The sequence below is a fragment of the Actinokineospora spheciospongiae genome (genome assembly GCF_000564855.1).
GTDB classification, from domain to species: Bacteria; Actinomycetota; Actinomycetes; order Mycobacteriales; family Pseudonocardiaceae; genus Actinokineospora; species Actinokineospora spheciospongiae.
On the sequence record NZ_AYXG01000139.1, the window covers coordinates 82,266 to 104,388 of the forward strand.

At 73.3% G+C, this 22,123-nt stretch carries 21 protein-coding genes; 15 read left to right on the forward strand and 6 right to left on the reverse strand.

The window, feature by feature from the left end; genetic code table 11:
- Positions 1–3: 3 nt before the first annotated feature.
- From UO65_RS18620 to UO65_RS18635, 4 genes are all read left to right on the forward strand, one after another.
- Positions 4–1,716, forward strand: coding sequence for an ABC transporter ATP-binding protein (locus UO65_RS18620; RefSeq protein WP_200873399.1), 1,713 nt, complete (start codon positions 4–6; stop codon positions 1,714–1,716).
- 128 nt (positions 1,717–1,844) lie between these two features.
- Positions 1,845–2,558 (forward strand): ABC transporter ATP-binding protein, encoded by a 714-nt coding sequence (locus tag UO65_RS18625; RefSeq protein WP_035284311.1) that lies wholly within the window; start codon positions 1,845–1,847, stop codon positions 2,556–2,558.
- Complete coding sequence (locus UO65_RS18630; protein ID WP_035284313.1) at positions 2,555–3,316, forward strand: ABC transporter permease; 762 nt, start codon at positions 2,555–2,557, stop codon at positions 3,314–3,316. Before UO65_RS18625 ends, UO65_RS18630 begins: the two co-directional genes overlap by 4 nt.
- Positions 3,316–4,086 (forward strand): ABC transporter permease, encoded by a 771-nt coding sequence (locus tag UO65_RS18635; RefSeq protein ID WP_035284315.1) that lies wholly within the window; start codon positions 3,316–3,318, stop codon positions 4,084–4,086. The genes UO65_RS18630 and UO65_RS18635 overlap by 1 nt, the downstream gene beginning before the upstream one ends.
- A 43-nt stretch (positions 4,087–4,129) precedes the next feature.
- Here UO65_RS18635 and UO65_RS33435 read toward each other — a convergent pair whose 3' ends face one another.
- Positions 4,130–4,906, reverse strand: coding sequence for a hypothetical protein (locus UO65_RS33435; protein WP_052021342.1), 777 nt, complete (start codon positions 4,904–4,906; stop codon positions 4,130–4,132).
- 337 nt (positions 4,907–5,243) lie between these two features.
- Between UO65_RS33435 and UO65_RS18645 the strand changes: the two genes are divergently transcribed.
- From UO65_RS18645 to UO65_RS18685, 9 genes are all read left to right on the forward strand, one after another.
- Positions 5,244–6,089 carry a sensor histidine kinase gene (locus UO65_RS18645; RefSeq protein ID WP_035284428.1) on the forward strand — a complete coding sequence of 282 codons (846 nt, stop codon included), beginning with the start codon at positions 5,244–5,246 and terminating at the stop codon, positions 6,087–6,089.
- Positions 6,086–6,748 carry a response regulator gene (locus UO65_RS18650; protein WP_035284317.1) on the forward strand — a complete coding sequence of 221 codons (663 nt, stop codon included), beginning with the start codon at positions 6,086–6,088 and terminating at the stop codon, positions 6,746–6,748. The genes UO65_RS18645 and UO65_RS18650 overlap by 4 nt, the downstream gene beginning before the upstream one ends.
- Positions 6,749–6,908: 160 nt before the next feature.
- Complete coding sequence (locus UO65_RS18655) at positions 6,909–7,919, forward strand: protein kinase family protein (protein WP_035284320.1); 1,011 nt, start codon at positions 6,909–6,911, stop codon at positions 7,917–7,919.
- A gap of 2 nt (positions 7,920–7,921) precedes the next feature.
- Positions 7,922–8,908, forward strand: a complete 987-nt coding sequence (locus tag UO65_RS18660) for a hypothetical protein (protein WP_035284322.1) — start codon at positions 7,922–7,924, stop codon at positions 8,906–8,908.
- Position 8,909: 1 nt separating this feature from the next.
- A complete protein-coding gene (locus tag UO65_RS18665; protein ID WP_035284324.1) occupies positions 8,910–10,157 on the forward strand; it encodes an adenylosuccinate synthetase in 1,248 nt (415 codons plus the stop codon).
- Positions 10,158–10,176: 19 nt separating this feature from the next.
- Positions 10,177–10,899, forward strand: coding sequence for an NUDIX hydrolase (locus UO65_RS18670; RefSeq protein ID WP_233427731.1), 723 nt, complete (start codon positions 10,177–10,179; stop codon positions 10,897–10,899).
- 89 nt (positions 10,900–10,988) lie between these two features.
- Positions 10,989–11,909 carry an aminoglycoside phosphotransferase family protein gene (locus UO65_RS18675; protein WP_035284325.1) on the forward strand — a complete coding sequence of 307 codons (921 nt, stop codon included), beginning with the start codon at positions 10,989–10,991 and terminating at the stop codon, positions 11,907–11,909.
- A 419-nt stretch (positions 11,910–12,328) separates the two neighbouring features.
- Positions 12,329–13,534, forward strand: coding sequence for a S1 family peptidase (locus tag UO65_RS18680; RefSeq protein ID WP_052021343.1), 1,206 nt, complete (start codon positions 12,329–12,331; stop codon positions 13,532–13,534).
- 116 nt (positions 13,535–13,650) lie between these two features.
- Positions 13,651–14,595 (forward strand): helix-turn-helix domain-containing protein, encoded by a 945-nt coding sequence (locus UO65_RS18685; RefSeq protein ID WP_035284328.1) that lies wholly within the window; start codon positions 13,651–13,653, stop codon positions 14,593–14,595.
- 153 nt (positions 14,596–14,748) lie between these two features.
- Here UO65_RS18685 and UO65_RS18690 read toward each other — a convergent pair whose 3' ends face one another.
- On the reverse strand, positions 14,749–15,975 hold the full coding sequence (locus UO65_RS18690; RefSeq protein ID WP_233427732.1) for a lipase family protein: 1,227 nt from the start codon (positions 15,973–15,975) through the stop codon (positions 14,749–14,751).
- Positions 15,976–16,339: 364 nt separating this feature from the next.
- Here UO65_RS18690 and UO65_RS18695 point away from each other — a divergent pair, with 364 nt between their 5' ends.
- Positions 16,340–17,560 (forward strand): hypothetical protein, encoded by a 1,221-nt coding sequence (locus UO65_RS18695; RefSeq protein ID WP_035284333.1) that lies wholly within the window; start codon positions 16,340–16,342, stop codon positions 17,558–17,560.
- 36 nt (positions 17,561–17,596) lie between these two features.
- Here UO65_RS18695 and UO65_RS18700 read toward each other — a convergent pair whose 3' ends face one another.
- From UO65_RS18700 to UO65_RS18710, 3 genes are all read right to left on the reverse strand, one after another.
- Entirely contained in the window at positions 17,597–17,983 is a 387-nt protein-coding gene (locus UO65_RS18700) for an SRPBCC domain-containing protein (RefSeq protein WP_035284335.1), read from the reverse strand.
- A 4-nt stretch (positions 17,984–17,987) separates the two neighbouring features.
- Positions 17,988–18,569, reverse strand: coding sequence for a CGNR zinc finger domain-containing protein (locus UO65_RS18705; RefSeq protein ID WP_035284338.1), 582 nt, complete (start codon positions 18,567–18,569; stop codon positions 17,988–17,990).
- Positions 18,570–18,647: 78 nt separating this feature from the next.
- Complete coding sequence (locus UO65_RS18710; protein WP_035284340.1) at positions 18,648–20,309, reverse strand: acyl-CoA dehydrogenase family protein; 1,662 nt, start codon at positions 20,307–20,309, stop codon at positions 18,648–18,650.
- Positions 20,310–20,363: 54 nt separating this feature from the next.
- On the opposite strand from UO65_RS18710, the gene UO65_RS18715 reads away from it, so the two are divergent.
- Positions 20,364–21,086, forward strand: a complete 723-nt coding sequence (locus UO65_RS18715) for a PaaX family transcriptional regulator C-terminal domain-containing protein (RefSeq protein ID WP_233427733.1) — start codon at positions 20,364–20,366, stop codon at positions 21,084–21,086.
- Between the two features lie 113 nt (positions 21,087–21,199).
- On the opposite strand, the gene UO65_RS18720 is transcribed toward UO65_RS18715, so the two are convergent.
- Entirely contained in the window at positions 21,200–22,063 is an 864-nt protein-coding gene (locus UO65_RS18720) for a hypothetical protein (protein WP_052021344.1), read from the reverse strand.
- Positions 22,064–22,123: the final 60 nt, after the last annotated feature.

The window sequence follows — 22,123 nt, forward strand, 5'->3', positions numbered from 1 at the left end:
TTGGTGCGGCAGCAGCGCGGGACACTGCTCCCCGCGGCCGGGCTCAGCGTGCTCGGCGCGGTCGCGGCCCTCGCGCAACCGGTGGTGGTGAACGCCATCATCACCGCGGTCCAGCACGGCGACCCCGGTGCCGCGCTCGCGGTGGGCGCCTGCGCGCTGTTCCTCGCGGTCGGGGTGATCATGTCGGTGCAGCAGTACCTGTTGCAGCGAATGGGAGAGGGGGTCGTGCTCTCCGCCCGGCGATCGCTGGTGTCGGCGCTGCTGCGGCTGCCGATCGCCGAGTTCGACCGGAGGCGCTCCGGCGACCTGGTTTCCCGGGTCAGCAGCGACACCACAGTCCTGCGCCTCGCGCTGGCCCGCGGGGTGCTGGCGGGAGTCGGCGGTACGGTCACGGTGATCGGCGCGCTGGGAGCGCTGGTCTACATCGACGCGCTGCTGTTCGGTCTCACCGTGCTGGTCGCGCTGGTGTTCGCGGCGATCACCGCGGTTCTGGCCAAGGGCGTGCGGCGCGCCAGCCAGGAGGTCCAGGCCCAGGTGGGGGTGCTCACCGCCGCGGTCGACCGGGCCGTGCGGGGAATCCGGACCATCCGGGCGGGGAACTCGACCGACCGCCAGGAGGAACTGCTCCAGCGGCACGCGACCGCGTCCTGGCACGCGGGGCTCCGGCTGGCGCGGGCGTCCTCGGTCATCGAGCCGATGTCGGTGCTGACCACGCAGGCCATGCTGATCATCGTGCTCGGGGTCGGCGGCTACCGGGTGGCCGCCGGGCAACTGGCGATGCCCGACCTGGTGTCGTTCCTGATGTTCGTCTTCCTGCTCGTCGCACCGCTGGGCCAGATCTTCGCCGCCGTCGGCACCCTGGGCTCGTCGCTGGGTGCCCTCGACCGCATCCAGGAGATCCGCGACCTGCCGTCCGAGGACGAGGTGCGGCGGCGGGCGGCGGTCGTCCCCACCGCGCCCGCCGACGGCGGTGGCGCGCGGCACGCGCTGTCCTTCCACGACGTCCGCTTCGGCTACGACACGGGTGGAGGTGGCGACCCGGCCCTGGACGGCGTGTCCTTCGACATCGAACGGGGGGCGCGCGTCGCGCTCGTGGGTCCGTCCGGAGCGGGCAAGAGCACCGCGCTCAACCTCGTCGTCGGCTTCTACCCGCCGGAGTCGGGGACCATCACCGTCGGCGGTGTGGACGCGGCCACGTTGACCGCCGCGCAGCTGCGCGCGGGTGTGGCCTACGTCGAGCAGGACGCGCCCGCCCTCGCGGGAACCCTGCGGGAGAACCTGACCCTCACCGCGCCCGGGGCCACCGACGTCGAGTGCTGGGAGGCGCTGTCCGCGGTCAACCTCACCGGCCTGGTCCAGCGCTCCAGCCGGGGTCTGGACAGCGAAGTCGGGGAATCCGGCGTCGCCCTCTCGGGCGGGGAGCGCCAGCGGCTCGCCATCGCGCGCGCACTGCTGTCCCGACCCGAGGTGCTGCTGCTCGACGAGTCGACGTCCAACTTGGACGGGCACAACGAGATGCTGGCCAGGCAGGCGGTCCAGCGCGCCTCGGCGGGGTGCACGCTGCTCGTCGTCGCGCACCGGCTGTCCACCGTCGTCGACTCCGACCTCATCCTGGTCTTCGACGGCGGCCGGATCGTCGCCCGGGGCACCCACGAGGGCCTGCTCACCCGCAGCGGGCTCTACCGCGAGCTCGCCACCCACCAGCTCATCGCGTGAACAGCCGCGTCAGACCCAGGTCTGATGCGCGGGCTCGACGAAGATCAGGCCCGGGGCCGATGTGCCCGCCCCGGCCCACCGGTTGACTGGACCTCGACAAACCAGTGCTCCGACGGGGTGAACGCCACATGTTGACGATCGACAGGCTCACGAAGCGGCGGGGGTCGGCGCTGATCCTCTCCGACGTCACCTTCCAAGCCCGGCCCGGCCGCGTCACCGGCTTCCTCGGCCCCAACGGCGCCGGGAAGTCCTCGACGCTGCGAATCCTGCTCGGCCTCGACCGCCCGACCTCCGGCACCGCCCTGGTCGACGGGGTCCCGTTCGAGCGGCTGCCCGACCCGCTGCGCACGGTCGGCGCCGTGCTCGACGGGTCCGGCGCCCACCGCGCGCGCACCGGGCGGGCGCACCTGAGCTGGGTGGCCGCCGCGGCGGGCATCCCACGGCGGCGGGTGGACGAGGTGCTCGCCGAGGTCGACCTGACCGGTGCCGCCCGCAAGCGCGTGGGCAGCTACTCGCTGGGCATGGGCAGGCGGCTGGGCCTGGCCGCCGCGCTGCTCGGCGATCCCGCCGCGCTGGTGCTCGACGAGCCGGTCAACGGCTTGGACCCCGAGGGCATCCGCTGGATGCGCCGGTTCCTGCGCGAGCGCGCCGAGGCCGGGCACACGGTCCTGCTGTCGAGCCACCTCATGGGCGAACTGGCCGAGGTGGTCGACGACGTCGTGATCATCAATGGCGGGCGGGTCGTCGAGCAGGGCACCCTGGCCGAGGTCACCGGCGCGCACCGCACCCTCGAGGACGCGTTCTTCGCGCTCACCACCGGGGCGCGGGGGGACGCGCGGTGAGCGCCTACTCGGGAGAGCTGCGCAAGCTGACCTCGCTGCCGTCGGTCTGGGCCGCGTTCGCCATCGGCATCGCCGTGCCCGCGGTCGTCGGTGTCCTGTCCGCGGTTTCGACGAGCTCGGCGATCGCGAACGGGTCCAAGCCCGAGGCCGGACCCGACCTCGGCTACCAGGAACTCGCGTTCGGGGTCGCGGGCGCCATCGTCCTCGGCGTGGTCGCGGCCAGCAGCGAGTACTTCACCGAGGGGGAGAGCGCGGGCTCCGGACGGCAGATCACCACCAGCCTCACCGCGGTACCGTCCCGGACGCGGTTCCTCCTGGCCAAGGTCGCCGCGCTGACCACCGCGGTCGTGCTGATGTCGGCCATCGCCACCGGGATCACCCTCTCCTGCGTGCAGGCGGTGGTCGGCGACCACGCGCACGCGCTCGACGGGGCCGCCGCGACCCGGGTGCCCGGCGTCGTCCTCTACTGGGTGCTGACCGCGTTGCTCGCCTTCGGCATCACGCTGCTGACCCGCAACGGAGTCGTCCCGCTGGCGGTGCTGGTCCTCAACACCTCCGTCGTCACGGTCACGTTCCTGCTCTCCAAGGTCACCCCGCTCGCGGTCTACTTCCCCGATCTGGCAGGCATGCGCATGTTCCTCACCGAGGTCAGGGTGCCGGTGGAGTTGTCCCCGCTCACCGGCGGTGTGGTGATGGCGGTGTGGGTCGTCCTGCTGCTCGCCTGCGGGTTCACCGCCTTCACGAGGAGGGACGCGTGATGACGACGGTCGCACCCACCCGGGCCCGCGGGAGCGAGTTCACCCGGTCCAGCCGCGCCGAGGTGCTCAAGCTGCTCAGCCTGCCCGCCACCCTGCTCACCGCCGCGGGCTCGCTGCTCGTCTCGGCGGTCCTCGCGGTTGCCTTCGCCACGGCGGGGAGGCAGGGCAGCACGGGCACCGCCTCGGCGCTCGACATCGGACTGGCCCCGATCGGCTACACCCAGGCCGGGTTCATCATCCTCGGGGTGCTGGCGGCGACGTCGGAGTACACCGGCGGTCAGGTCCAGACCTCCCTCACCGTCGTGCCCCGCCGCGTGCTCCTGCACCTGTCCAAGGTGGTGGCGCTGGTGCTGATCGCGGTACCCACCGCCCTGGTGGTGGTCCTCGGTGGCCTGGTGGTGGCCGATCTGGTGCTGGGTGATGCGGCGGTGGTGCCGCCGTTCGGCGACTTCGCGGTCGGTGTGGGTGGCGCCGCCGCCTACCTGGCGCTGACCGCTGTGCTGTCGTCGTCGGTGGCCACGGTCATCCGCCGCACGATCCCCGCGGTGGCCGGGCTGCTCGTGTACTACTTCATCGCCGGACCGCTGCTGCGCGACCGGACGGCGTTCGCGGCGTACCTGCCCGACACCGCCGGGTACGGCATGTGGTTCCACAGTGGAGCGGGGCGCTTCGGCTCGCTGAGCGCTCTGGTCGGAACGGGTTTCGTGGTCGCGTGGGTGGTGCTGGCCGTCGCTGTGGCCGCCGTCTCGTTCCGAGCGCGGGATGCCTGAGCGCGAGCACCACCGCCGGGAGTGCCCGCGCCCCCGCGCCCGGTCAGGGCGCGCAGCGCTCGGTCGGGAACAGGCCGAGCGCCGCGGCGCGGGCCCCGGCGGCGAACCGGGAGGTCACGTCCAGCTCGCGCATGATGTCCGCGACGTGCCTGCGGTAGGTGCGCACCGACATGCTCAGCTCGCGGGCCGCGGCGTCGTCGGTGTGACCGGCGACGAGAGCGCACAGCACCCGTGCGCCGAGCGCGCCCAGGCTGCGGTCGCTCAGCCGCGCGTGCTCGCCGAGGTCGGTCGCCTCGGCCCAGGTGCTGGCGAAGAAGGCGCTCAGCCCCGCCAGCACGGCGGGAGCGCGCACCAGCACCGCCTCCGTGCCGGACGCGAGCACCGCATCCGCCCCGTCCGCGATGAGCAGGTGCGGGCTCGGTCGCGCCGAGGCCCGCACCCGCACCGCGACTCCATTGTCCATTGTGGACAAAAGGGTGCCCCGGACGGGCTCGGCCAAGTGCTTCACCGTGCACAGCAGCTCGACCCGGACCCCGCGCCCGGGCAGCGCGGCCACGAGGTCGACGAGTTCGGCGAACTCCGCACCCGGTGGCGGGGCGGTGCACCGCAACGATGTCGTCGTGGTGGAGACCAGCAGGCGTGCGGCGTGCCTGCGGGCGTGCGGCGTGGGCAACCGCTCGGCTCCGTCGCGGTGGTACTGGTGGTTGCGCGCGGCGAAGGTGATCAGGGCGGCCGCCTTCGCCAGTGCCTCCTCCACCCCGTCCTGGCCCGCGGTGGACCCGGAGGCCCCGCGCTCGATGTCTTCCCCCTGGTGCAGCACTCATCCCCCACGTGTGTGTCCTGCGGTGACCTCTCAACTCTCCGGTGCACCACCAGATCCGCTGTTCCGCCGGTTCTTCGCGCAGCTGGACCTGTGACCGGTGCCCCCGGTCGCGACGACGTCGGCGGTGCTCCCGGTCTCCCTGCCCCCGCAGGACCTGATCCGCTTCCACCAGATACCCTCTGGGACGCGCGTACAGTCGAAGCTACCACGGACCGCAACGAGCGGAAAGTGTTGTGCCATCACCTGAATGGGGTGATCGGGACTCCCTCGGTGCGCGGCTTGTGGGAATCCCGCGCATGCGGATTCCCGCCACGAGCGCGGTAGTGTGAACACGATGACAACAGGCGATCGACCCGTTCGGCGGTCACGCGCGTGGCTCGTCTGCGCGGCCGCGCTGCTCGTGCTCTCGGCGGTGCTCCTGGCGGTGGGCGCCCAGGGGCCGGGGGCGGTGGTGATCCCGCCCGCGGTGGCCGTGCTGGCCGTCGGGGTGACCGCCTGGACGGTGGTCCGCGCCCGCCGCCGCAGGGCGGAGTACGAGGCCCGGCTCACCGCGTGGGCGGCGGAGCGGGCGGCCGACCGGGAGCGGATTCGGATCGCCGGGGAACTGCACGACATCGTCTCCCACGGCCTGGGGGTGATCATCATGCGCGCCGCGGCCGCCCGCCGGGTGCCCGGGGAGTCCGAGCAGGCACTGGTGGACGTGGAGCGGTTGGGCCGGGACGCGGTCGCGGAGCTGCGGCGGATGCTGACCGTGCTGCGCGCGGGCGACCGGAACTCCGTGCCGCTGCGCCCGGTGCGGAGCCTGTCCGACCTCCCCGGCATCGTCGACGCCGCCCGCGCGGCGGGCCACACCGCCCGGTTGTCCGTCGACGACCTCGGCGAGGTCTCCCCGGGCGTCCAGGCGGCGGTCTGCGCGATCGTCCAGGAAGCCATCGCCAACACCTCCCGCCACGCGGGACCGACCGGCCTCCTGGTCCACCTGGCTCGCGACGGCGGCTGCGTCGTGGTGGTCGTGCGGGACGACGGCCCGCGCACCGAGTGGTACCCCACCCGCGGCGCAGGCCACGGCCTGGTGGGCCTGCGCGAGCGGGTCGACGCCTTGGGCGGCACGCTCGACGCCGCCCCCGCCGCCACCGGCTTCTCGCTCACCGCGCGCCTCCCCGACGGGGCCGCCCGATGACCGCCCCGATCCGGGTCCTGCTGGTCGACGACCAGGCACTGCTGCGCCACAGCCTGGCCGCGGTCATCGGTGCCGCGCCGGACCTGGTCGTGGTGGGGCAGGCCGAAACCGGCGACCACGGGGTGGCGCTGGCCAAGGAGCTGCGCCCGGACGTGGTGCTGATGGATCTGCGCATGCCCGGGCGCGACGGCATCGCCGCCACCCGCGACATCACCACCGACCCGGACCTGGCCCACACCAAGGTTCTCGTCCTGACGATGTTCGAGCTCGACGAGCACGTCCACGGTGCCCTGCGCGCCGGGGCCAGCGGGTTCCTGCTCAAGGACACCGACCTCGACGAGCTCATCAGCGCCGTCCGCCGCACGCACGCGGGCGAGTCCCCGTTCGCGCCCGTGGTCCTCACCCACCTGGTCGAGCACTACCTCTCCACCCCGCGCCACCAGCCGCTCCCCGCCGACGGGCTCACGCAGCGGGAGGTGGAGATCCTCACCGTCATCGGCCGCGGCCTGTCCAACACCGAGATCGCGGACACGTTGAGCATCTCGGTCAAGACGGTCAAGACCCACGTCGGCAAGCTGTTGAGCAAGCTCGAGGCGCGCGACCGCGCCCAGCTCGTCATCGCCGCCTACAACCTGGGGCTGGTGGTACCCCAGAACTGAACCGGGGGAGGGGTGGAGCAGCACGGGTTCATCAACCCCACCCCACCCCGCACGGACAGGCAATGCCTCGCCGCCGGAAGCGCTACCCGGTAGTGCGCGCCGCCGCCTTCCTCGGACGGGGACGGTTGCGCCCCGAGTTTGAGTCGTATAGACTCAAACCATGTTCACCAGGGCAGAGGCGTTGGACCGAGTGGAGCGGGCCGAATCGGCCGCCGGGCTCTTCGGGCCGCCCACCACCGATCCGACGCGGCGCGCGGAGGCGCAGCGGCTGTACCGGGCGCTGGCTTCCGTCCTGCACCCGGACGTGACCGGCGAGGGGGACACCCGGGCGCACGCGGCGTCCGCGGAGCTGAACCGGATGCACCACGAGTGGACGCGGGGCGCGACGGTCGAACTGCGCACGGCGACCGGCACCTACCGGATCGGTGAACCGTTCGCCGTCGGCAGCGTCGCGAACGTGTACCGGGCCGACGGTCCGCACGTGGTCAAGGTGGTGCGCAACCCGGCGCTGAACCCCCTGCTGCACAGCGAGTGGGACGCGCTGCGGGCGCTGGAGCGGTTCACCGACCGGCACCGCTGGCTGCGCCCCTACTACCCGCGCCTGCTCGACACCTCCGGTGCTCTCGGCCGGGGTGAGCGGGCGTTCACGGTGCTCGACCCGCTGGTGGACGGGTTCGTGACGCTCGCCGACGTGCGGCGCGCGTTCCCGGGCGGGTTGGACGGCCGCGACTACGCGTGGATGCACCGCAGGCTGCTCAAGGCGCTGGCCGGGGCGCACCGGCTCGGGCTGGTGCACGGTGCGGTCACCGCCGAGAACGTGCTGGTGCACCCCGAGGAGCACGGGATCGTGCTGGCCGGGTGGTCGTTCGCCGTCGAGAGCGGGCAGCGGCTGCTCGCGACCGGCAAGACCACCGCCTACCCGCCGGAAGTCCGCCGAAGGGAACCGGTCACCACCGCGACGGACGTCCACATGGCACACACGCTGATGCTGGACCTGCTGGCACCCGACGAGAAGAGGCAGATCACGTTCGCCCGCGGGTGCACCCAGGACCGGCCGTCCCGGCGACCGGACGCCGTCGACCTGCTGGGCGAGTACGACGAACTGCTCGACGAGCTGTACGGCGCGCGGGTCTTCCGCCCGTTCGCCCTCCCCCGAACGACAGGAGCATGACCATGGGACACGGCAAGTGGGACGACAACGCCTACCTGGCGGCCAAGACCTTCCGGGCGGCGAAGGGGATCGCCGACTTCGGCTACACCGCGGCGACGAAGGGCAAGCCGTCCAGGAGCTGGAAGGCCGCTCCCGCGCTGGACCCGCTGGGCGTGGCGGCCCGCGAGTGCCGCGACTCGCCAGACCACGCCGACTCGACGCCGATCGCGGTGCTGTTCGACGTGACCGGTTCGATGGGCGCCGTGCCGAGGATCATGCAGGGCAAGCTCGGCAAGCTGCACGGGCTGTTGCAGCGCAAGGGATACCTCGCCGACCCGCAGTTGATGTTCGGCGGGATCGGTGACGCCGACAGCGACCGCGTGCCGCTGCAGGTCGGGCAGTTCGAGTCGGACAACCGGATGGACGAGCAGCTGCGCGACATCTTCCTGGAGGGCGGTGGCGGCGGGCAGAAGAGCGAGTCCTACGAGCTGGCCGCGTACTTCGTGGCCCGGCACGTGGTCACCGACGCGTGGCAGAAGCGGGGCCGCAAGGGCTACCTGTTCCTCATCGGCGACGAGCTGAACAAGCCCCGGTTGGAGGCGCGGCACATCCGCCGGGTCATCGGCGACGACGTCGCGCAGGACATCGACCCGGTGTCGGTGTACCGCGAGCTGGCCCGCAAGTGGAACGTGTACTTCATCCTGCCCAACCAGTCCTCGTACTACAACGACGACGCCATCGGTGAGCACTGGCGCCAGGTCCTGGGACAGAACTTCCTCAAGCTGGACGACCCCGGCGCGGTGTGCGAGCTGATCGCCGCCACGATCGGCGTGGAGGAGCGGGTGGTCGACCTGGACCAGGCGCTGGTGGACCTGGCCGACGTCGGCTCGGTCGCCGAGAGCAGGGCCGTGGGCAAGGCGCTGGTCTCGGTCGGCGCGAGCGCGCGGTCGCTGGCGAAGTCGGCCGCCCCGCTGGGCATCGACGGTCCTGACGACGTGGTGCTGAGCTGACATGGACCAGCACGTGGTCGTCTTCGGGCTGGGGTTCGGCGACGAGGGCAAGGGGGCGGTGGTCGACGCGCTGTGCGCCGACGGCTCGGTGTCGGCGGTGGTGCGGTTCAACGGGGGCGCGCAGGCCGCGCACAACGTGGTCGCGGGCGGCAGGCACCACACGTTCAGCCAGTTCGGGTCCGGCACGCTCGCGGGCGTGCCGACCTGGCTGTCCCGCCACGTGCTGGTGGAGCCGATCGCGCTGGCGGCGGAGTCGCGGGAACTGGCGGCGCTCGGCGTCGCCGACCCGCTGGGCCTGGTGTCGGTCGACGCCGACGCGCTGCTGACGACCCCGTTCCACGTCGCGGCGAACCGGGCGCGGGAGGACGCCAGGGGACGCGACCGGCACGGGTCGTGCGGCAAGGGCATCGGTGAGACCGCGTGGTACGCGCTGCTGGCCGAGCGGGGTGCCCGGCCGGGCGAGGTGGTGGAGGGCCAGGAGCTGAGGGGTGTTCCCGGCCTCCCGCCGAGGGTGGGCGACTGCGCGAACCCGGTCGCGCTGCGGCGCAAGCTCGACGCGCTCGCCCGGTTCCACGAGCCGCTGATCGGCGACGGCCCCCGGGTCGACGACCTCGTGGCCCTCTACCGGGCGTTCGCCGACGCCGTGCGGATCACGACCGGCGACGAGGCGGGCAGGCTCGCCGACGCCGGGCGGCTGGTCTTCGAGGGCGCGCAGGGGGTCCTCCTCGACGAGACGCACGGCTTCCACCCGCACACCACCTGGTCCACCGTCACGCCGCGCAACGCCAGGGCGCTGCTCGCGGGTCGGGGCGCGCGGGTGCTGGGGGTGACGCGGACCTACCAGACGCGGCACGGCGCGGGCCCGCTGCCGACCGAGGACCGCGGTGTCCTCGACCGGTTCCCCGAGCGCCACAACGGAACCGGGGAGTACCAGGGCGCGTGGCGGGCCGGTCACCTGGACGCCGTGCTGCTGCGGTACGCCGTGGCCGCGTGCGGCGGCGTCGACGGCCTCGCCGTGACGCACCTGGACGCGCGGGACCTCCAGGTCGCCACGGCCCACCGGACCGGCACGGGCCACCTCACCGAGCTGGGGTCCTCCTCGGACCTGGTGGCGGGCTGCACCCCGGTCCTGGAGCCCCTGCCCGACCCGGTGGGTTTCCTGGAGGACCTGCTCGACGTCCCGGTCCTCGTCACCGGAGCGGGCCCCACCCGGGCGGACTACACCGTGCGGGCACCGGCCCACCGCTGACGTGCGGGACAATCCCCCCATGATCGAGTCGACGCTGGTCTCGGTGGACGTCCTCGTGCTGCGCTTCGACCCGGACGCGCGCGCGGTGCTGCTGGGAGTGGCACCGCGCGCACTGGACCCGTTCGCGGGCGCCCTGGCCCTCCCGGGCGTGCTCCTGGGCAGGGGCGAACGCCTGCGCGAAGCCACCCGCCGCGCCGTCACCGGCAAGCTCGGCGTCCCCGACGCGGCCGTCACCGCGACCGGCCAACTCGCCACGTTCGACGAACCCTCCCGCGACCCCCGCGGCCCGACCCTGTCGATCGCCCTGTGGGCCACGGTCGCCCCCACCCGCCCCGACGACGGCACCACCACCTGGACCCCCCTGGACGCCGTCCCCCCACTGGCCTTCGACCACGACCGCATCATCACCGACTGCCGCCCCCTGCTGGCCGACAAGCTGTGGCGCGACCCGCAGTTCACCGCGGGCCTCCTCGGTGGCGAGTTCACCACCGCGCAAGCCCTCGACGTCACCGAATCCCTCACCGGCGACCGCCCCTACCCGGCCAACCTGGGTCGCACCATGGACCGCGTCCCCGGCCTCGAACGCACCGCGCAGCACGCCGCAGCCCTGCCGAAGGGCGGCCGCCCGCCACTGGTGTGGCGGTGGACCTCCCCCACGACCGGATCGCCCCGGGACGACAACGCGCGATCGGACTCCAGCGTTGTGGCCGCCGGTGCCGCGGTGCACCGCCGTCGGTCCTGAGCACGGAACTTCATCCCGACGGGTCACGCAGGCGCCCGGTAGGATTGATCCACCAGGTCGGTCGTCCACCTCGAAGGAAGACCCCGCGCATGAGTTCGTCGTTCCGGTTGGACCTCCCCGAGGTGCTGGTCGCTTCCTACCGCCGCAGCGGTGAGGCGGGCAGCGCCTGGATCTCCGGCCTGCCGGGACTGGTCGCCGAGTCGCTGGAGCGGTGGGGGGTCGTGCCCGACGGGCCCGTGGCCTCCGGCGAGGCGTCGCTGGTGGTGCCGGTGCGCGACGCGGACGGGCGGCGGGCGGCTCTGAAGTTCCAGATGCCCAAGGAGGAGTCCGCGGCCGCGATCGCCGGGTTGGCGGCCTGGGGCGGCCGGGGGATCGTGCGGTTGCTCGACCACGACCCGGCCAGCACCACGATGTTGCTGGAACGCCTGGATGGTTCCCGCACCCTCGAACAGGTCGAGGACGACGAGGCGGCCATGGGCGTCCTCGCCGGCATCTTCACCAGGTTGCACTCGGTGCCCGCGCCCGACGGGCTGCCGAGCCTCGGCGACGTCGCGCGCCGCGCCGTCGAGCAGGTCCCGGAGGCGGAGCGGGCACTGCCCGACGCTGACGACCGTCGACTGCTGCGCACCTGCGCCTCGGCCGTCGCCGAACTGCTCGACGAGCCGGGCGACCGCCTGCTGCACTGGGACCTGCACTGCGGCAACGTCCTCGCCGGTGACCGGGAACCGTGGTTGGCGATCGACCCCGAACCCCTCGTGGGCGACCCGGGCTTCGACCTGATGCCCGCCATCGACAGCGGGTGGGACGCGGTGGTGGCCACCGGCGCCCCGGACCTGGTCGTGCGCAGGCGGTTCGACACGCTCACCGACGGCCTCGGCCTCGACCGCGGGCGCGCCGCGGGCTGGACCCTCGGCCGGGTGCTGCAGAACAGCCTGTGGGACATCGAGGACGGCCGCACCCGACTGGCACCCGGCCAGGTCACCGTGGCCCACGCCGTGCTGGGCCGCTAGGACCTGTCCTCACGGTGGGTGTGGGTGATCGCGGACAAGGGCTGCTCGACCCGGGCCATGTCGTGCAGTGCTCGTCCTCGGTGCCGGGCCGAGTGCGCCTTCCGCGCAGGTTGTCGACCGCCGGCGATGGGCGGAGTCCTTGCTGTCCTAATTAGACCTCAAGGGGTCGCGGGTGGACTTGGCGGTCGCCCCGCTCTGCGGGCGTGGGAATCGGTGTTCAACGACTTGCGTTCTCTCTGTGAAAAATTCTTCCGGGAAACCCCTTGTCCACGGGTCGGGGCCGATAGCAGAGTTCTTCCCCATCGACCGGTTGTCCCACCGGTCGTCGGAGATCCACACGCTGAGTGGGTGCGGAAATGGCAGTTCCGCGCCCCCTCCACCCCTGCGCGTGTGGACTTCGGTGAGGAGAGGCATGGTCTATGTCGATCAGTTTCCGGAAGTCTTTGATCGCAGGCGCCGCGCTGTGCGCGCTCGTCCCCGCTGCCCTGGTGTCCGCCGGTTCCCCGGCGAGTGCCGCACCGCAGCAGTACCAGCCGGAGATGGTGACCGCGCTGGCGCGCACCCTGGGTGTCGACGAGCGGGCCGCCGTGTCCAGGTTGGACCGGGAGGCGGCCCAGCGGCAGCGGCTCGCCGACCTGACCCGCGGCGGGTTGCGGGTGGACGGTGCGTTCGTCGACGGTGGTGGCACCCTGACGGTGAACACCGCTGACCCGGCGAGCGCGGCGCGGGTGCGGGCGGCGGGCCTGGCGGCGCGCACCCCGGCCCGCGGCGAGGCGGCGCTGAACCGGGTCCAGGCGCAGCTCGACCAGCTCGCCACCCGCCAGGTGCCCGAGGGCATCTCGGCGTGGGGGGTGGACGTGGCCGCCGACGTGGTCGAGGTCGAGGTGGGCGACGCGGCGAAGCCGCAGGCCAAGGCGTTCCTCGCGGAGGCGGCCCGGTTCGGGCAGGCGGTGCGGGTGAAGAACGGCGGGAGGGCGTTGCAGACCCAGGCCACCGTCTACCCGGGCAGCAAGATGACGATCAACGGCGGCAGCGGGTACTGCTCCGTCGGGTTCGGCGCGCGCAGCTCCTCCGGCGTGCAGTACCTGGTCAGCGCCGGGCACTGCGTCGCGGGGGCGCCGACGTTGCACCTCAACGGCGTCCGGTTCGCCAAGGGCACGAGTTCGCGCTACGCGCTGGGCTCGAACAGCGTCGACATGGGCATCGCCAGGGTCGACTCCGGCAACTCCATCGCCACCCAGGTCGGCACCTGGGGCGCGGTGGGCAACATCGCCGTCCGCGGCGGGCAGCGCGCCGCCGTGGGTTCCTCGATCTGCAAGTCCGGCGCCACGTCCGGCTGGACCTGCGGCACGATCAAGGGCTACAACGTCACCGTCACCTACACCGACCCCAACGGCGGCCCGAACACCGTGGTGCGGGGGCTGGGCAGTTCCTCGGTGTGCACCATGGGCGGTGACAGCGGCGGGGCGTACATCTCCGGCAACCAGGCCCAGGGGATGACCTCGGGTGGCCCGACCGGGCAGCAGTGCACCTACAACGGCGGCAACCAGGCGGGCAAGTCCTCCTACTTCCAGCCGCTGAGCGACGCGCTGTCGTACTACGGCCTGACCCTGAACGTCGGCTGATCACAACAAGACCCACGCGCCGTGGTTGTCACTCCCCCTCAGGGGTGACAACCACGGCGCTTCGGGTGATACTGCGTTCCCGTCCGGAGGAGACCCCCGAACGAAAGAGCGCCGCCGTGAGCCGGTTCCCGACAGCACAGGGGCCCACCACCGACCCCGACCCCGACCCCGCGTCTCGCGCGGAGAGCTTCGGCGAGGTGCTGCGGGCCGCGATCCAGCGGCGCGACCTGACCCTGCAGCGAATCCGCTGCAGGCTGGCCGACCGCGGCGTGGACGTCGGCCTGGCCACGCTGAGCTACTGGCAGCAGGGCCGCAGCAGGCCGGAGCGGGCCAAGTCGCTGCGCGCGCTGCGCGAACTCGAGGCCATCCTCAACCTGCCCCGCGACACCCTGTTCGACCTGCTGGAACCACCCCGGCCCCGGGGCCGGGGGGCCACCACCGCGGGGGTCACCGGGAGCCACCTCTACGGCGTGGACTCACCCTTCCAGCGGGTGCTGGGGGATTCGTTCGAGCACTTCAACGACGGGGTGGCCCCGTTGAGCGTGTCCGAGCTGTGCACCGTCGACGCCGACCGCTCGCTGCGCCGGATCGCGGTCACCCAGGTGCTGCGCGCGGTGGCCGAGGGCCAGGACCGCTTCCTCGTCGCCCACGGCGTGGACGACGGCGAGGTCATGCCCTCCGACATCCGGGTGCGGGCGGGGCGACTCGGCGAGGTGGCCGCCGACCACGAGAACGGGTACCTGGCCGCCGAGATCCACTTCGGCCGCACGCTGGCCAGGAACGAGACCGCGATCATCGAGTACGAAACCGTGCTCGGCCCGAGCCCGGCCCCCTCCCGCCTGCACGAGCGCCGCTTCCGCGTGCCCGCGCACGACTTCCTCCTGCGCGTGCGGTTCGCGGGCTCGGCGTTGCCCGCGCGCTGCCACAGCTACCACCGCGACACCGTCCCCTCCGCCCCGAGGCAGCGACGGCGACTCACCGCCGACGCCTCGGACACCGTGCACACCTTCCTGCCCAGGTGCGCCCCCGGGGTCTACGGCATCTCCTGGCTGTGGTCCTGACCCCGCCGACCGGGCGCCCCACCACCGATTCCCGGCCGCTCGACCCGCGGGCTCGTCCGGAACCGTGACCGCCGTCGTCACCTCCGACCCCCTGCAAAGGCCGTGCCCCCGCCTGCGAGCAGGCGGGGGCACGGAGACCGATCAGGGAGTGCGTCAGCAGTTGTTCTTCGGGGCCTTGCCCGCGAACCGGTCGGTCAGGAACTTCTCCACGTCACCCGCGGTGAAGGCCATGGTGGTGACGTGCTCGCCGAGGAACGCGCCCCACTGGACCTTGGCGCCCGCCCGGCAGTAGTCCTTGCGCAGGGTCTCGGCCTGCTTGAGCGGGATGATCTCGTCGACGAGGCCGTGGTAGAGGAAGACCGGGGCGTTGGGCTTGACCTTGCCGAGCCGGTTCTCGGCGAGCTTGGCCTGCCACTCCGGGACGTTCAGCGGGTTGGTGGTGGTGTAGTCGGAGATCTTCTGGAACGCGTAGCCGAACACGGCGTCGACGCACACGCCCTGCTTGGTCGCGTAGAGCTCCTTGCCCTTGTCGTTGAGGTAGGACGGCAGGTCCAGCTCCGGGTAGGCGGAGTTGAGGCCGAGCGAGGCCAGCAGCAGGAAGCCGAAGCCGAGGCTGCCGTCGAGGGACTTGGCGACCTCGTTGAGGTCGGCCGGGGTGCCACCGGCGGCGATGCCCACGACGTTGAGGTCGGGGGCGTAGGACGGGGCGAGTTCACCGGCCCAGGCCGCGCCGCCACCACCCTGGGAGTAGCCCGCGAAGGCGATCGGGCCGCCGGCGGTCAGACCGGTCGCCGACAGGCGGGTCGCGGCGCGGGCGGCGTCGATGACCGAGCGGCCCTCGGACTGGCCGACCACGTAGGTGTGCGTGCCCGGGGTGCCCAGGCCCTCGTAGTCGGTCGTGGCGATCGCGTAGCCCTTCTGCAGCAGCGGGTCCGTGAAGGGGGCCTCGTAGTCGAGGTACTTCGACGGCGCGCAGCTGTCGCCGATGCCGCGCGTGCCCGGGGCGGTGGAGACGATCGGGCGCGGGCCCGAGCCGGTCCACGCCGCCTGGGGCACGAACACCCGGCCGGAGACCGCGATCGGCTGGCCGGTGGCCGACTCCGAGCGGTACAGGACCAGGTAGGCCTTGGCGCCCGCCTTCCCGGGGATCTCGCGCCACCAGATCACGTCGCCGTTGTTGCCCGGCGGCAGCGGGTTCGGCGGGGTGTAGAACGCGTCGCCGATGGGGCCCTGCGGGGCCTCGGCGGCCTTGGTGACCGGCGCGGCGGACACGGTGGTGAAGACGCCGACGGTCGCGGGGACGGCGAGCGCGGTGACGACCGCGGCGACCACGGGCCACCGCCGCGCCCCGCCTTCGGACCTGCGGAAGAATCGGGACACTGGCCTCACGGGACTCCTCATTGAGATACCTCTGACCTGGCGGAACGTATCGTTCCGAATGAATCTACAAGCGCGACCGACAATCGAACAACCCCGCTGAAACATCGAATATCTATCCAATGGGCGCAATTCCACGGACAGGAATCAGCGCTTGCGCTTAAACAGCACCCCGCCGCTCCGCAAGTGGGACGGGGCTGCGCCGGTGGTCTCGGCAAGGGGGCCTTCGCGGCCGTGGCCCGCTCGGCGGTCCCGTCCCGGTCGCCGTTACGCGCCATCCCCGTAACGGGCGCCTCCCGGAAGTCGATCCCCCCTCGACGGGTGGTGCGCCCGATCGGATCGGAGTGGGCACGTGCAGATTTCACGGGTGAGCTGGAAGTCCGCCGTCGGGGACGCCAAGTCCCCCCGGTTCCTGGAGATCCTGTCCACCGGGTTCCAGGAGTACGACGAGCGGACGAAGCAGTACGTCCCGCAGTACAAGGGGTGGACCAGCGAACTGAGCCTCCCCGAGCTGCTCGAGGTGTGGGACATGCTCAAGGACGTCGAGACCTTCCACTTCGCCCCCGAGCGGAAGGCGGAGCTGCGCAAGGAGGTCGAGGACCGGCAGGACCCGGTCAAGGTCGCCGAGCGGGAGCGGGTGGCGCGGGAGCGCGCCGACGCGCAGCGGGCCGTCGGGCAGCGGCTGCTGCAGCAGGGCCTGGTCGCCCTGGGCGGGGCCGGGACCACCTGGAAGGCGCGCAAGGCGCAGATCGAGAAGTGGTGGGCCGACCTGAAGGCCGCCGAGGCCAGGGAGACCTGGGCCGGTGCCTACGCCGCCAACCGCATGTCCGCCAGGCAGATCGGCGCGGACGGGCGCGGCGGCGAGTTCTCCATCGTCAACAGGGCCGCCCGCCGCGACCCCACCAAGCAGGTGAACATCACCCTCGACCGGTCGGCGAAGGGCGTGCTGGCGCGGATGGACCCGGCGAACTTCAACGACCCGGGGACCGGCGCGAACCACAAGGACGCGCTGGGCCTGCACGACCTCAGCGCCTCCCTGCTGGACGGGTCCAAGCCCACCGTCTTCGACCAGCTCAAGGGCTACGCCGACGCGGTCGTGGTGTTCATGCCGGTGCCCAGCGAGACCGACGCGCAGGTCTTCAACGCCATCTCCTCCCTGGCGGAGCCGGACGCGCCGGTGCTGCGCGGCTACCGCAACGCCCTCACCCGCGTCCGCCTGGCGCAGGGCAGCGACATGCACACGATCCTCGTCGACGACGGCGAGGGCCCGCCCGCCCCGGTGCGCGTCCGCTACGGGGTCACCGGCCGGGTCCAGCGGGCCAAGGGTGCCGCGGAGACCATCGCCGACGAGGTCGACATCGATGTCCGCCGCACCAACGCGTTGCAGCACAACGTGATCCTCGGCGCGGGCGCGACGCAGACGGTCAACGAGATCGTGGTGGCCTACCGCAGGCACGCGTCGCCGGTGTTCCCCTGCTTCACCAGGTGGGACGAGGCCACCAAGCGCTTCAACGTCATCGAGGACGGCGACCCGACCAAGCCCACCGGCGCCTACATCACCAACGCGGGCGTCTGGCACGACGCCTGACCCGGCCGCGGGCCCACGTCGACGGCGTGGGCCCGCTCAGCGGCGGTCGAGCGCGGCGGCGACGGCGTCCAGCACGGACGACCAGTGCGCGCGCTGCCGCTCGCGCTCGTCACCGTCGGCCATCCGCTCCTGGTGGAAGCGCAGCATCGTCCGACCGGACCCGCTCGCGCGCACGGCCACCTGGATGGTGGTCGTGCCGTGGGTGACGCGGATGCGGTCCCGCTCGCGGTAGCCGCGCACCTCGCCCTCCACCCCGCCTGCGGTGCGGAACGGCGCTCCCGGCTCGGGGTCGGGGTCCGCGCCCAGCCACAGCGCCAGCCCCTCCGGTCCGCTCAGGAAGTCCCAGACGACGGGCAGCGGGTGCGCCACGGTGCGCGACACCCCGATCTGCCAGCCCGCGTCCCTGGTGAGTCCGGTGGGCACGTGCTCATCCCCCTTCGGTCCGGCGGGCCCGGGCGGCCCGCACCTTGTGCCGGTTGCCGCAGTGCTCCATCGAGCACCACCGCCTGCTCCCCGGCCGGGACGTGTCGACGTAGACCAGTCGGCAGTCCGCGGCGGAGCACGTCCTGACCCGGTGCGCGAACGCCCCGGTCAGCAGCTCCACCGCGTCCCTGGCGACCGTGGCGAGCAACTGCTCGCCGTCGGGTTCGCCCGCCCACGCCTTCGCCCCGCCCGGCCCGATCACCGGCGCGAGCGCCGGTCGCCGCGCCGCCGCGTTCACGACCTCCAGGTCCGCCCCGTCCGGGGTGGGCGCGTGCACCACCCGCAACAACGCGTCCCGGAACCGGCGAGCAGCCGCGACGTGCTCGGCGGTGACCCGCAACCGCGGCGTCGGGGTCAGCCGGGAGCGCTCCGCCCAAGCAACCAGGTCGTCCGGCGCGTGCAGCACCTCGTACCGCCGGTACGGGCCGGGTCCGCCGGTCACCAGCAGCTCCAGGCACAGCGCCCCGGGGTCGAACCGGTACTCCACGCCCGTGTGCGAGCGCAGCACCATCCCGGCCGAGGTCATGTAACCACTATAACCGGTTACATCCGGCAGGGCCACGTCGCCAGGGGTCCGCCCACAATGGCTGGGCTCCCCGCCCGCTCAGCGGCCGACGGCGGCGCGGTCGAGGATGGCGGTCACGTCGGCGGCCGCGGGCAGGGTGCCGTAGGCGTTGCCCCAGTCGCCGCCGAGGCGGGTGGCGCAGAAGGCGTCGGCGACGGGGGCGGGCGCGTGGCGGACCAGCAGCGACGCTTGCAGCGCCAGGGCCATCAGCTCGACGACGCGGCGCGCCCTGGCCTGGATGCCGTCCACATCGGACAGTTCGCGGCCGAGGCGGGCCACGGTGTCGTCGAGGTGGCGGTCGGCGCCCCGGGTGGTGGCCAGTTCGGTGAACAGGGCCTGCGCCGTCCCGGACTCCTTGGCCAAGGCGCGCAGGACGTCGAGGGCGGCGACGTTGCCCGAGCCCTCCCAGATGGAGTTCAGCGGCGCCTCGCGGTAGAGCCGCGGCATGCCGGATTCCTCGACGTACCCGTTGCCGCCCAGGCACTCCAGCGCCTCGGCGGTGAAGCCGGGGGCGCGCTTGGTCACCCAGTACTTGCCGACCGCGACGCCGATGCGGCGGAAGGCGCGCTCGGCCTCGTCGCCGCGCGCGGCCCGGTCGGCCGCCCCCGCCAGGCGCATGGTCAGCGTGGTCGCGGCCTCGGACTCCAGGGCGAGGTCGGCGAGGACGTTGCGCATCAGCGGCTGGTCGAGGAGCCGGGTCCCGAAGGCGCCGCGGTGGGCCGCGTGGTGCGCGGCCTCGACCAGGGCCTTGCGCATCAGCGTCGACGAGCCCGCCACGCAGTCCAGCCGGGTGCAGTTGACCATCTCGATGATCGTCCGGACGCCGCGCCCCTCCGGCCCGACCAGCCAGGCCACGGTGCCGTCGAACTCCGGCTCGGACGAGGCGTTGGAGCGGTTGCCCAGCTTGTCCTTCAGGCGCTGGATGCGGAAGGTGTTGCGGGTGCCGTCGGGCAGGACCCTCGGGACGAGGAAGCAGGACAACCCGCCCGGGGCCTGGGCCAGCACGAGGAACACGTCGCACATCGGCGCGGAGGTGAACCACTTGTGCCCGCGCAGGGTGAACACGCCGTCCTCGCCGGTGGGGGTGGCGGTGGTGGAGTTGGCGCGCACGTCCGAGCCGCCCTGCTTCTCGGTCATGCCCATCCCGGCCAGCAGTCCGCGCTTGCCCTCGGGCGCGCGCAGGCCCGGGTCGTAGACGCGGCTGGTCAGCCCCGGCTCGTAGGCCGCGGCCAGCGCGGGGGAGTGACGCAGCGCGGGCACCGCCGCGTAGGTCATCGCCGCCGGGCAGCCGTGGCCCGCCTCCGTGTGGCCCCACACCTGCAGGGCGGCGTACCTGGCCACGTGCGCGCCCGGCCGCTCGTCGGCCCACGCCGAGCCGAAGGTGCCCTCGGCGACCCCGACCCGCATCAGGCTGTGCCAGGCGGGGTGGAAGTCGACCTCGTCGACGCGGTGGCCGTAGCGGTCGTGGGTGCGCAGCACGGGCTCGTTGACGTCGGCCTGCTCCGCCCACTCCTGGGCCTCCGGCGACCCGGCGTGCGCGCCCAGCCCGCGCAGGTCCTCCTCCGCCCAGCCCGCGCCCTCCCGCCGCAGTCCTTCGAGCAGCGCGGGGTTGTCGGAGGCGTCGTAGGGCGACAGCGGCGGCGGCTGGTTCTCCACCGCGTGCGTCGCGTGCTGGGTCGGCGTGGGCAGCGTGGAGGTCATGACCCGACATTACGTCCCCGTTGCGACCGTGCCAAGGGTGTAATGTCATCGGCGATGCGACCCGAGACCGACCTGCGCCCGCTGACCGCCCGCTCGGTCGTGCTCAGCCTGCTCCTCGGCGCCGACCCACCCGAACTGCCCGGCCGCGACCTCGTCCGCCTGGCCGGACTCCTCGGCGTCGGCGAGTCGGCCCTGCGCGTGGCCCTGACCCGCATGGTCGGCGCGGGCGACCTCGTCCGCGCCGACGGCGTCCACCGGCTCTCCGACCGCCTCGTCGAGCGGCAGCGCAGGCAGAACGCCGCCCTGAACCCCGAGACGGCGACCTGGGACGGCGACTGGCACTGCGTCGTCGTCACCGCCACCGGCCGCAGCCCCGCCGACCGCGCCGCCCTGCGCACCGCCCTCACCGACCGCCGCCTGGCCGAGCTGCGCGAGGGCGTCTGGCTGCGCCCGGCCAACCTGCCCCTGGACACCCCCGCCCCGCCCGGCCTGGTCCAGGCGTTCCGAGCCCGCCCCGAGGCGGACCCGGCAGCCCTGGCCTCGACCCTGTGGGACCTCACCACGTGGTCGGCCACCGCGACCGCCCTGCACGACCTGCACCGCCGGGCGGCGACCCCGGCTGAGCGCTTCACCGCGGCCGCCGCGATCGTCCGCCACCTCGCCGCCGACCCGGTCCTCCCGCCGCCGCTGCTCCCCGGGCCCTGGCCCGCCGCGGACCTGCGCGCCGCCTACCGCGACTACCGCGCGGAGCTGACAGCCCTGCGGTCCGCTCTCTGAAGCCGCGCCCGGCTCCGCACCCGCTGGGAACGCCGTGGCGACACCCACGGGGCTCGCCACCCGCGTCATCACCCGGCGCCACGTCCCACGACTCCGCGGCACCCCCCGCTGATCTAGAGCACGGACAGCGCCTCGACGACCCGCTCCCACCGACCCCGGTCGTCGCGGACCGCCCGGTTCATCTCGACGTGCAGGAAGACGGTGCCGTTCTCGGCCGCCGCCCGGCCCTGCGCGTTGCGCCCGCCCTCCAGGTTCCCGCACCGGTCCGCCCACGCCAGGCAGACCCGCGACCCGCCGAGCGCGTCGGCGACCTCCCTGGCCTCCTCGGTGACCTCCCCGGCTCCGGTCGACAGCACGACGTCGGTCCCGGGGAGGCTGGCGTTGTCGAACCCGTGCACCTGCACCTGCGGCAGCCCGAGCCCGGTGACCAGGGCGTGGAACATCGAGTCCACCCGGTGGGCGACGTCCCCGGCGCCGTTCGCCGCGCGCCGGTGCGTGCCCGCCACGGCCAGCACCGCGCCCGGCCGGGCGCGGAACAGCGCCAGGCCGACCTCCTCGGTGTCGAGGTCGGAGTTCGGGTGCGGCACCTCGACGACGACCCGCGGGGGCGTGTCGAGGTCGATGACGTAGAGCCCCCACGCCCGCTCGCCCGAGGACTCCTGCACCGCCATCCCGTACCGGCGGCCGGTCTCCGCGTCGGTGCCGACCCGGTAGTCGAAACCGAACGGCGCGAACGCCGACCTCGCCGCGCCGGTGTCCCCGGCGGTGGCCAGGCCGAGCGCGCCCGCCACCCCGGACCGCTCCCCGGGGTCCGGCGGGCGGTACGCGGCGTCCGGCTCGCGGGTGCGGGCGAAGTCACGGACCGTGGCCGCGAGGTCCGATGATCCCCCCGGCTCCGGGGCGCACGCGGCGGTGCAGGCGAGGACACCGACCGCCAGCCCGACCAGTGCCCGCCTCGCGGCGGGGAGTGCGTTCACCAAGCCTCGCAAAGGTTTTGCTCCATTCACCGTGGGTAATCATCTGTGAGAGAGCTGAGT

What these genes read in the sequence shown, in the direction of transcription:
- UO65_RS18625 (WP_035284311.1), top strand. Translation starts at nt 1,845, where the DNA reads ATGTTGACGATCGACAGGCTCACGAAGCGGCGGGGGTCGGCGCTGATC.
- UO65_RS18635 (WP_035284315.1), top strand. Translation starts at nt 3,316, where the DNA reads ATGACGACGGTCGCACCCACCCGGGCCCGCGGGAGCGAGTTCACCCGG.
- UO65_RS18645 (WP_035284428.1), top strand. Translation starts at nt 5,244, where the DNA reads ATGACAACAGGCGATCGACCCGTTCGGCGGTCACGCGCGTGGCTCGTC.
- UO65_RS18650 (WP_035284317.1), top strand. Translation starts at nt 6,086, where the DNA reads ATGACCGCCCCGATCCGGGTCCTGCTGGTCGACGACCAGGCACTGCTG.
- UO65_RS18655 (WP_035284320.1), top strand. Translation starts at nt 6,909, where the DNA reads ATGTTCACCAGGGCAGAGGCGTTGGACCGAGTGGAGCGGGCCGAATCG.
- UO65_RS18660 (WP_035284322.1), top strand. Translation starts at nt 7,922, where the DNA reads ATGGGACACGGCAAGTGGGACGACAACGCCTACCTGGCGGCCAAGACC.
- UO65_RS18665 (WP_035284324.1), top strand. Translation starts at nt 8,910, where the DNA reads ATGGACCAGCACGTGGTCGTCTTCGGGCTGGGGTTCGGCGACGAGGGC.
- UO65_RS18670 (WP_233427731.1), top strand. Translation starts at nt 10,177, where the DNA reads ATGATCGAGTCGACGCTGGTCTCGGTGGACGTCCTCGTGCTGCGCTTC.
- UO65_RS18675 (WP_035284325.1), top strand. Translation starts at nt 10,989, where the DNA reads ATGAGTTCGTCGTTCCGGTTGGACCTCCCCGAGGTGCTGGTCGCTTCC.
- UO65_RS18680 (WP_052021343.1), top strand. Translation starts at nt 12,329, where the DNA reads ATGTCGATCAGTTTCCGGAAGTCTTTGATCGCAGGCGCCGCGCTGTGC.
- UO65_RS18705 (WP_035284338.1), bottom strand. Translation starts at nt 18,569, where the DNA reads ATGACCTCGGCCGGGATGGTGCTGCGCTCGCACACGGGCGTGGAGTAC.
- UO65_RS18710 (WP_035284340.1), bottom strand. Translation starts at nt 20,309, where the DNA reads ATGACCTCCACGCTGCCCACGCCGACCCAGCACGCGACGCACGCGGTG.
- UO65_RS18715 (WP_233427733.1), top strand. Translation starts at nt 20,364, where the DNA reads ATGCGACCCGAGACCGACCTGCGCCCGCTGACCGCCCGCTCGGTCGTG.